This window comes from Desertibaculum subflavum, assembly GCA_003576705.1.
Classification (GTDB): Bacteria; Pseudomonadota; Alphaproteobacteria; order Ferrovibrionales; family Ferrovibrionaceae; genus Desertibaculum; species Desertibaculum subflavum.
The window spans coordinates 1-9,398 of sequence record QOZS01000100.1 but is presented as its reverse complement, the minus strand read 5'-3'; the positions used below and the strand labels follow the sequence as shown (position 1 = coordinate 9,398).

7 protein-coding genes, 1 tRNA gene, 1 other RNA gene and 2 pseudogenes are annotated in these 9,398 nt (G+C 63.6%); 6 read left to right on the top strand and 5 right to left on the bottom strand.

The genetic code is table 11. The features are described 5' to 3' along the window. The 5 genes and pseudogenes from DT074_RS27050 to DT074_RS27030 all read left to right on the top strand — a co-directional run. Positions 1-183: pseudogene (locus DT074_RS27050) on the top strand (hypothetical protein); the annotation flags it as partial. A gap of 279 nt (positions 184-462) precedes the next feature. Then, positions 463-1,071: a type VI toxin-antitoxin system SocA family antitoxin gene (socA, locus tag DT074_RS27045; RefSeq protein ID WP_119422955.1), complete on the top strand. Its 609-nt coding sequence runs from the start codon at positions 463-465 to the stop codon at positions 1,069-1,071. Beyond that, entirely contained in the window at positions 1,008-1,706 is a 699-nt protein-coding gene (socB, locus tag DT074_RS27040; RefSeq protein ID WP_119422954.1) for a type VI toxin-antitoxin system SocB family DNA replication inhibitor toxin, read from the top strand. Before socA ends, socB begins: the two co-directional genes overlap by 64 nt. A gap of 230 nt (positions 1,707-1,936) precedes the next feature. Continuing rightward, positions 1,937-3,580 (top strand): anti-phage dCTP deaminase, encoded by a 1,644-nt coding sequence (locus tag DT074_RS27035; protein WP_119422953.1) that lies wholly within the window; start codon positions 1,937-1,939, stop codon positions 3,578-3,580. 122 nt (positions 3,581-3,702) lie between these two features. Continuing rightward, complete coding sequence (locus tag DT074_RS27030; protein ID WP_119422952.1) at positions 3,703-4,116, top strand: hypothetical protein; 414 nt, start codon at positions 3,703-3,705, stop codon at positions 4,114-4,116. Between the two features lie 49 nt (positions 4,117-4,165). Here the strand turns inward: DT074_RS27030 and DT074_RS27025 are convergent. From DT074_RS27025 to mnmA, 5 genes are all read right to left on the bottom strand, one after another. Continuing rightward, positions 4,166-4,239, bottom strand: a tRNA-Gln gene (locus DT074_RS27025). A gap of 129 nt (positions 4,240-4,368) precedes the next feature. Beyond that, positions 4,369-4,692: a transfer-messenger RNA gene (ssrA, locus tag DT074_RS27020) on the bottom strand. A 777-nt stretch (positions 4,693-5,469) separates the two neighbouring features. Next, positions 5,470-6,762 carry an O-acetylhomoserine aminocarboxypropyltransferase/cysteine synthase family protein gene (locus DT074_RS27015; protein WP_119422951.1) on the bottom strand — a complete coding sequence of 431 codons (1,293 nt, stop codon included), beginning with the start codon at positions 6,760-6,762 and terminating at the stop codon, positions 5,470-5,472. A 92-nt stretch (positions 6,763-6,854) separates the two neighbouring features. Next, the gene (locus DT074_RS27010; protein WP_119422950.1) at positions 6,855-7,532 is read right to left on the bottom strand and encodes a DUF4286 family protein; all 678 of its coding nucleotides are present in this window, start codon (positions 7,530-7,532) and stop codon (positions 6,855-6,857) included. Between the two features lie 22 nt (positions 7,533-7,554). After that, positions 7,555-8,676: a tRNA 2-thiouridine(34) synthase MnmA gene (gene mnmA, locus DT074_RS27005; protein ID WP_119422949.1), complete on the bottom strand. Its 1,122-nt coding sequence runs from the start codon at positions 8,674-8,676 to the stop codon at positions 7,555-7,557. 192 nt (positions 8,677-8,868) lie between these two features. On the opposite strand from mnmA, the pseudogene DT074_RS27000 reads away from it, so the two are divergent. Further along, positions 8,869-9,398, top strand: a pseudogene (locus DT074_RS27000) (hypothetical protein); the annotation flags it as partial.

The following is a 9,398-nucleotide window of genomic DNA, read 5'->3' as shown; positions in this document are numbered from 1 at the left end:
ATCCGGGCGCCGGGCGGCGCGGCCCCCGCGCCGCAGCCGGCGCGACCGGCCGAGGCCGCCGAGCCGGAAGCCGCCGACGCCGCCACCACCGCCGAGGGCGACCTCTCCAACGAAGTGACCGATATGGGCGGCCGCTCCGCGCATGCGGTGCCGGAGGCGCGGGAGAATTTGTTGAAGGGGTGAGCGTCGAAGGCTGAAGCCGCGTGGCGCTGATTCCGGGTTCTCCTTGTGCCGCCCGCCGAGCAAGAAGGTTTCCCGCTCCGGTCGGTTCGGCTGCTGATCGATGATATCGAGAGTAAGCAGGTGCGCCTCTGAGGCCATTGGCAGGGACCGGAGGCTTTGCCGCGCATAGTAAGATGTGGGCAATTGTCCTAAACAGATGCTGATCGCGCTCAGCGATTCGCGGTCTAGGCCGCTTGGTGCTGTCTAGCCTGACGATTGGTCCAGGGCAGATAGCAACATATGACCGTCGCCTCATACGACCCGAGAAGCATTGCCAACCTCATGCTCGATGAGGCGGATCGCGTTGGCATTGCGATCACGAATCTCGCATTGCAGAAACTGCTCTATTTCGCCCACGGAATTTTTTTGAACGAAAACAAAAAGCCCTTGGTCAGCGGCTATTTCGAGGCATGGCAGTATGGGCCAGTCCACCCAACTGCCTATAAGGCATTTCAGGTTGCTGGACCTGACCCGATTCGATTTCGCGCGTGTTCCCAGAACGTACTTAGCGGCGAGTTAAGTCCCATTGCACCGCCCGACAATCGAGAGGTCCGCCGCCTAGTGCAACACGTTCTCAACTCCTATGGCAAGCTTTCGGCGGGCAGGCTTGTTGATATCTCCCATGCGAAGAATTCCCCTTGGGAGCACATAGTGCACAAAGGGCGAACATCTGTTGCCTTTGGGCTCAGAATACCAGATACTGTGATCTTGGAGCGCTTCAAACACCATAAGGTGTCGATCGGTGACGCCCCTGTCGCTGGAGAACCTCGTGAAGACACGCCCTTTTGCCTGATATTGACCTTGCGCGCATCGCACCGTTGCCGCGCGAGCTGCAGCGCCGGCAACTAGAGCAAATTCGATTTGGGAGGCCGCCGTTCTCGTATGGTCCCCTACGGGGATGCCTCCACGACATCTTCAATGTCCAGCCGGAAATGTTTGGCCCAGTATCGCCCACAGATTGGGCCGTTATAGAGAGACATATGCTCCGAAAGTGCAAATCGGATGAAGAATTGAAAGCAAATCTTGCTGTGGCGCGCGGGCTACATGGATTTGCGATGGACGCGAGGATGTTGGGCCGTGGCCAAGATTTCTTTCCTTTAGCCATGAGTACAGGACGAAAGGTCGTTTTTTGGCTGTCGATGGTGCTTTCCCTTGATGGCCAGCCAATCGTTCCGTTCATTGATCCGCGTCGAACTCGTGGCCTCAATCGAGAGGCGAGGCGGTTCGTATTTTCAATGATGAATGAGCGAGTCCGAGCTGCTGATCCTGATTTTGCCACTGTGCGCTTTGCGATCTTTCAGTTTGGATATTCGGAGGAAGGTCACCGTCAACCACGTCTGTACGGCGACGAGGGCGTCTCATTGTTTTCGTTCGACGAATTGGAAACAATGGTTAAAACGACTTACGAAATCTGGCGAGAAGTCTGTGAAGAACGGGAAGATGAGGTCCGACGAAAGGCTGTCGCGAGCGGCCCGCTTCTTTAAGGGCCAGCGGAAGTTCTTCGGAACCTGTATCTGTTTCTTTCCCTCGCCGCGTAGGGGTTGTTGATGCCTGCCGTTGGCGAATCCTCTGGTCGCTTTTAAGTCGCAAATTACTATTTTTGCAGGCGCTCGATTCATTCGGGTATGATCTGAGCCTTCTACTTTAATGCCGCCGGCGGGCTTCCAACGGAAACGCGATCTAGCCGAGTGGGCGAGGAGAAGGACCAGCAACTATGAGCGTGGCGCCTCTTAGAAAAACAACGTCGAAGACGTCGATAAATGCACCCTACCAATCTGCTGTCCGTGACCTGGCAGCAAATGAGTTTGTGTTCGCAGTCGTTGGTCCGGTCGGCTCAGGCACCAGTGAAATCGCCGAAGCTCTTGAGGGCCTCCTCAACGAGTCGGGATACGACGCCACAATTTTAAAGGCGCGCGATGTCATCGAGGCAGCCGCGAAGTCGATGGGCATTGCCATTCCCGGCGCTCCCAAACTGGCGCAGAGCGTCGCACTTCAGGATGCCGGCGACAAAGTTCGTGAAGGCAGTAAGGACAATGCTGCGGTTGCCGTCGGTCTTGTTGACTTAATTCGGAAGAAACGAGCAGAGAAGCAAAGCGCTACGATCACGCCCGGAGAAGCGATCGAGCCCGATGGTGCCCGCCGCGCTTACATTCTCGATTCTCTCCGGCATCCACATGAAGTCGCTCTGCTACGACTGGTGTACCAAGAAGCGTTCTGTCTCATCGGAGTGTTCTGCCATGAGGCGGAGCGAGTTAAGAGGCTTCGTGAAGAAAAGTATCGCGACGCCAGCGCCGAGCAGATCGAAAAATTTGTCGAACGGGATGAGAATGCGCCAGAAGCACATGGCCAGAAGGTAGCGGACACCTTCCATTTGGCCGATTACTTTATCGACAATACAGTCACTCGCCTCAAGAAGATGGGTGGAGCGACCGAGGAAAACAAAGAATGGGATGTACCGGATCAGCTTGGCCGGCTTGTCGATATTCTTACGCATAGTCGAATAGTTCGGCCACGGCCGGGCGAGACAGGCATGTTTCATGCCCATGGCGCTCGCATGCGAAGCAGTTGTCTATCTCGGCAAGTGGGCGCGGCGCTTATCGATAGCAGCGGAAGTTTGATCGCAACAGGGACCAACGAAGTTCCACGCGCTGGCGGAGGCGTTTATGGCGGTGTGCCGGCCGAAACGGCGTCGGGCGAAGTCGATGCTGAGAGCGATTTTCGATGCTTCGTTCATAACGGATACTGCAGCAACACCCGCGAGCAAAACGCGATCATCAAGGAGCTTTTCAGTTCCGTTGAGGAGCTCAAAGGCATTTCGATGAGCGGCGATCTTCTCAAGCGTGTGAGAAGGACCCGCATCGGGCAGTTGATCGAGTTCAGTCGGGCTGTACATGCGGAGATGGACGCACTCCTTTCTGCTGCGAGGAGCGGCGCTAAAACCGGTGACACCCGTCTCTTCGTCACAACATTCCCATGCCACAATTGCGCACGCCACATCGTGTCAGCTGGCGTTATCGAAGTGCAATACATTGAGCCGTATTTGAAAAGCCAAGCCATACCTCTCCATGGCGACGCCATAGTGACCGATCCCAAAGTTTGGGTTCGTCCCGAACCGGGAAAAGCTGTGACTGCCGCGGGCAAAACGCCAAACGTCCTCTTTCGGCCGTTTATCGGAGTTGCGCCACGCCTATATCGACGCGCATTCTTGAAGGACAGAGATCTCAAAGACAGCTTGACCGGCACTATGATTACAAACTTTGCGCCGGCGGAGGGGCATGCGGTGAATGAAACTCTCCGATTGAGCTACGCTCAGGTCGAGGCAAAAATTTCGCAAGTTCCTGTGGGGACGAGCCCATGACCGAACGTCGAGCGCCGCATCACCTGCGCCTCGTTGAAACGTGCTCTCTAGAGCGGGCGAGAGCAGCAATTCCACCAGCTCCAGCGAGGCAACTTTCCTTCCCGTACCCGGAAGCATCAGCCGTGTTTCTCGCCTACGTAGACTCGATGAGAAAGGACGAGTTTGAGAAGATTGTGCGAGAGCTGACGCCCCGCTGGATCATCGATGTGCGAGCCGTACCTCGACTGGACACTATCGCCTCGTCGAGATCCGCAGCCTTTGCCCTTTTTGAGAGATGCAGAGCTCACTACGTGGACCTGTTCGGACGTCTCGGTATTAAGTCCTATCGTGCCGCAGAGTCGAACCCGGCATTCTGGGGCCGTGCTGTCTTTGAGCTTTTGAATGGATCTGAACGAAAAGGCCCTTACCTCTTCCTATTCGACAACAGACCGCTGCTCCAGATCGCTGACAAAATGCTGCTTGAAGCGATCAAGCCCGCAGTCGGGAAAGCAGCGCACATTGCGCGCCTCGAGCACGAGACGAAGATATCCTATTAAATAGAAAGCGGTGCCTTCGCGGACCGCAGCAGACGTAACGTCGTCAAAGTGGTTGGGGGACTAGGATTCGAACCTAGATAAACGGAGTCAGAGTCCGTTGTCCTACCATTGAACGATCCCCCAACAGGGCTCGCCGGCAGCGGCCCGCCTTAAAGCGCGATGCGCGCGGCCTGTCAACGTTCACCATGCGGGCGCAGCGCCGATGCGGCTTCGCCGCGTCGCGCCGGCCTCACACACCGAAGAGAGAGGAGATGGGGGGGCTTCTGTTGCCCGGCGCCCCCCCGAGCCGCGCTTACCTACTGCTAGGCAGCGAGTGCAACGGAGTTATCGTTGGCACTTAGGGTTTGGCCCGATAACGGCGGAACCATGCCGGGCAAAAGCTGACCCTTTACTACGCACGTCGATCCTGGTTCGCCCCCAGCAGCAACGCGGCCGATCGTTCATCCCGCCGCGCTGGTGGTGGAGGCGCCGGGCACTGCCCCCGGGTCCGTAACGCCTATTCCAGCCAGTGTTTATCGCCATAGCCGGCAAGCCGGCAGAGCCAATATAGGCGCGCGCGGAGCGGGTTTGAAGGGCGCTCGCGAACTTGCTTTTCGCGCAATAATTTGCTATGCTTCGCGCCTGTTCTTTTACATCGTGAGCGGGTTACGCGAGCTGACCGGGTCCGGCGCCCGGCAGAGCCGGCGGCGTTTGCCCTCGGGACAAGCCGGACGGGACGGAAACTGGCCCCGCCGCGCGGGTGAAGCGATCCCCGGGCGCGCTCGGGCAACGGAGATCCAGTCGGTTCAGAGGGTTAGGTGTATCGGGTGTTCCCCGCCATTGGCTCCCATAGGACGCCATAGGCAATCATAGGCCGCCATAGGCTCCCATAGGCAATCACTGGCCCCCATAGGACGCCATTGGCCGCCATAGGCTTCCATAGGCAGGCGCTGGGTGAGCTTGCGCCGCGGAACGGATGCGCCGCGGAACAGATGCGCCGCCTACAACTGTCGTGGCCGGGCTTGACCCGGCCACCCACGCCCCACCGTCCGCGCCATGGGTACCCGGGTCAAGCCCGGGTACGACGTCAGGGAGGAACAGAAGCGCCGCGGAACAGGAGCGCCAGGGAACAAATGCGCCGGACCTTGCCGTCGTGGCCGGGCTTGGCCCGGCCATCCACGCCCCTCCGTCCGCGCCATGGGTACCCGGGTCAAGCCCGGGTACGACGTCACGGAGGAACAGACGCGCCGCGGAACAGGAGCGCCGGGGAACAAATGCGCCGCGCGGGCGGTGGCCACCCCCACCCTGCCCTCCCCCACGCCGCTCACGCGGCGCGAGGGAGGGTTCAAGGGAACAGATGCGCCGCGCTTCGGCTCAGGCCGTTTTCAGGGCCTGGTCGAGGTCGGCGAGGATGTCGTCGATATGCTCGATGCCGATCGAGAGCCGGACATAGCCGTCGGTCACGCCGGTCTGCTGCTGCTCCTCCGGCGTCAGCTGCGAATGCGTGGTGCTGGCCGGGTGGATCGCCAGGCTCCGCGCATCGCCGATATTGGCGACGTGGTAGAACATCTTCAGGGCGTCGATGAACTTCTTGCCCGCCTCCATGCCGCCCTTCAGCTCGAAGCCGATCAGCGCGCCGAGCCCGCCCTTCAGATAGGCCGCGGCGCGGCGCTGCGCCTCGCCGGTCTGCTGCGAGGGGTGGATCACCTTCGACACCTTGGGGTGCTCGGCCAGGTATTTCGAGACCTTCAGCGCGTTCTCGTTATGCGCGCGCATGCGGAGCGCGAGCGTCTCCAGCCCCTGGATGAACATGAAGGCGTTGAACGGCGCCATCGGCGCGCCGACATCGCGGAGCAGCGTCACGCGCGCCTTCAGGATATAGGCGATGGGCCCAAGCGGCTTCACCGCCTGGGTCCACACCGCGCCGTGATAGCTCGGGTCCGGCGTGTTCAGCATGGGGAAGCGCTCGGCATGCTTCTCCCAGTCGAAATTGCCGCCGTCGACGATGATGCCGCCGATCGAGGTGCCGTGGCCGCCGATGTATTTCGTGGTCGAATGCATCACGATCGCCGCGCCATGGTCGAGCGGGCGGCAGATCACCGGCGCCGCCGTGTTGTCCATGATCAGCGGCACGCCGAGGGAGCGGCCGATCTTCGCCACCTCGCCGATCGGGAACACGGTCAGCTTCGGGTTCGGCAGGGTCTCGGCGTAGTAGCAGCGCGTCCTCGCGTCGGTGGCGCGGCGGAAATTCTCCGGGTCGCTCGGGTCGACGAAGCGCACCTCGATGCCCATCGTCTTCATCGTGTTGAGGAACAGGTTCCAGGTGCCGCCATAGAGGTCGGTCGAGGCGACGAAGTTGTCGCCGGCATGGCAGATGTTCTGCACCGCGAACAGCGAGGCCGCCTGGCCGGAGCCGAGCGCCAGCGCCGCGACGCCGCCCTCCAGCTGGGCCACGCGCTCCTCCAGCACCGCGTTGGTCGGGTTCATGATGCGGGTGTAGATGTTGCCGAGCTCCTTCAGCGCGAACAGGTTCGCGGCGTGCTCCGGCGAATTGAACTGGTAGGACGTCGTCTGATAGATCGGCACCGCGACCGCGTTGGTGGTCGGGTCGCTGCGATAGCCGGCATGCAGGACGATGGTCTCGGGGTGCTTGCTTTCCGTCGGCATGGGTTTCTCTCCCGCTGTTCCGCGGGCGAACCTATTCCACATGCCTACCCGTCGCCAGTGACCTAGGCCACAGTGCAAGTCCGTTAAAAGAACTACCGCAAGTCGCTCGCCGCCAGTTCCCACATCAGCTGGTAGGCGCCGCTCTCCACCTCGGCCGCCCCGTGCAGTTTGGCATCGGCGGCGTCCAGCGCGCGGCCCAGCGCATCCGGCCCCACCGCCTCGACCAGCAGCACGAAGCGGGTCGGCGCCGCGGGCCTCGAGCGGTCCGGCTTGCCGTCGGCGTCGAGCGGCAAGGACAGCACCGGATCGGTCTTCATGATGTGGGCGGAGATCACCGCGGTCTCGGCATCCACTTCCGGCAGCCAGCGCTCGCGCAGCCACTTGCCGAGCGCCGCGCCCTGCCCCTCCGCCGGCAGCAGCCGCGCGAACAAGAGCCAGCCGCCGCGGCCCTGGCCGGCGCTGGCGACGCGGCCGGCGATCAGGCGGCCCGGCCGCACGAAGCGGCCCATCACCGATTTCGACCACGCGGTCTGGTTGGCCAAGGTCCGCTGGTAGTCGGCGCCGCCCAGCACGTCGAGATCCTTCGTCTCGTACAGCGCCAGGTATTTCGGCGACAGCGCCGGCGCCACATAGCGCCGCGCGGCGAGGAAGCCCGGGATGCGCACCCGCTCCTCGACATGCTCGCCGTCATACCACTTGTTGAACTCGGCCTCGTCGGCCGGCGCGATGTCCATGAAGGTGATCAGCATGCCGCTGCCGCGCAGACCCATCTTCTTCCCCTCCGGGCTTCGCTCAGGCGGCCGCGGCGGCGGCGCTCTCGGAAGCCGTGATCCAGCCGCCGCCCAGCACGCGGTCGCCCTGGTAGACGACGCAGGCCTGGCCCGGCGCGACGCCGAACGCGGGCTCGGCGAGATGCACCGTCGCGTGGTGGCCGGCACCGGTCTCGATCGTCGCAGCGACCGGCTTCGCCGCGGAGCGCGTCTTGACCGTGATCTCCCCGACCGGCTCGGCGAGCCAGCTCGCCTCGCGCAGGGCAATGCTTGTCGCGGCGAGCGCGGCGCGCGGGCCGACCACGACGCGGCGCGACGCGGCCTCGATGCGGACGACGAAGAGCGGCTCCGCCGACCCGCCGCCGAGACCCTTGCGCTGGCCCACGGTGAAGCGCGCGATGCCGTCATGCCGGCCGAGCGGGCGGCCCTCGAGGTCGACGATCTCGCCCGGCTCCACCGCCTCGGGCCTCAGCTTCGCCACCAAGTCGGCGTAGCGGCCCTGCGGCACGAAGCAGATGTCCTGGCTGTCCGGCTTGGCCGCGACCGTCAGACCAAACTCGGCCGCCAGTTCGCGCGTCGCGCTTTTCGGCAATGCACCGAGCGGGAAGCGGAGAAAGCCGAGCTGGTCCGGCGTCGTCGCGAACAGGAAATAGCTCTGGTCGCGCCCCGCATCCGCGGCGCGGTGCAGCTCGGGCCCGCCCACGCCCACGACGCGCTTCACATAATGCCCGGTCGCCAGCGCCTCCGCGCCGAGCTCGCGCGCGGTCTGCAGCAGGTCGCCGAACTTGATGCGCTCGTTGCAGCGGATACAGGGGATCGGCGTCTCGCCGGCGGCATAGGACGCGGCGAAATCGTCGATCACGCCCGCGCGGAAGCGGCGCTCGTAGTCGAGCACGTAATGCGGAATGCCCAGCTTCGCCGCCACGCCCGCGGCGTCGCGCACGTCCTGCCCGGCGCAGCAGCTGCCGGCCCGCTTCGGCTGGCTCGCGCCCTGGTCGTAGAGCTGCAGGGTGACGCCGACCACGTCGAAGCCGGCGCGCGTGAGCAGCGCGGCGGTGACCGAGGAATCCACCCCGCCCGACATGGCGACGACGACGCGCGCGCCGGGGCGAAGATCGTCCAGTCCGAGGCGGGACAGCTCCATGGCCGGGCACTATAGGGCGCCGCTTCGGCCCGGCAACGGATGTCGCGCCCGGCAGGAAGTGCCGGGTCCGGGCTTGGTGAACCGCTCGTAAAGAGGAGGCCAGACCCTTGACCTGATTGAGATTTCTCCACGGCACGCGGATTGGCAAGCCGGTTGCTTAGGAACGTCCGGAACCAACTCTGCGTGTGACCCTTGTCGTCCTTCGACGTCGCCATGCTGCCGCCCGCCCCCTCAGGCTCCGCGCCCGAGGCCCCCGCTTCGTCCGACTCCCGGGCCGAGACCGGCGCCTTCGCGCGCGAGCTGCAGCAGGCATCCGACCGCCAGGCCCCGCCCAAGGCCGAGGCCAAGCCCAAGGCGGAGCCGAAGGGCAAGGCCGAGGCCAGGCCGAAGGCCGAGACGCCCAAAACCAAGCCGGACGACGACGCCAAGGCCTCCGAGACCGACACCGAGGCGAAGTCCGAAGCTGCCAAGGCGACCACCGAGGCCGCGGCCGAAAGCGAAGTTGTCGCCCTGGCCGACGCCCCGGCGGAGCCGACACCGGCCGACCCGAATGCCGAGGTCGCGATCGCCGCGCCGCCGCCGGTCGAGCCGCCGCCCGCACCCGTCGCCGCACCGGTGCCGGGCTTGCTGGCAGCCCAGGAAGTGCCGGTCGACGGCGATGCACCGGTCGCGACCGCCGCCCCGCAAGCCGCCGCCGCGCCGGACGCCGAACCGCCCGCCCC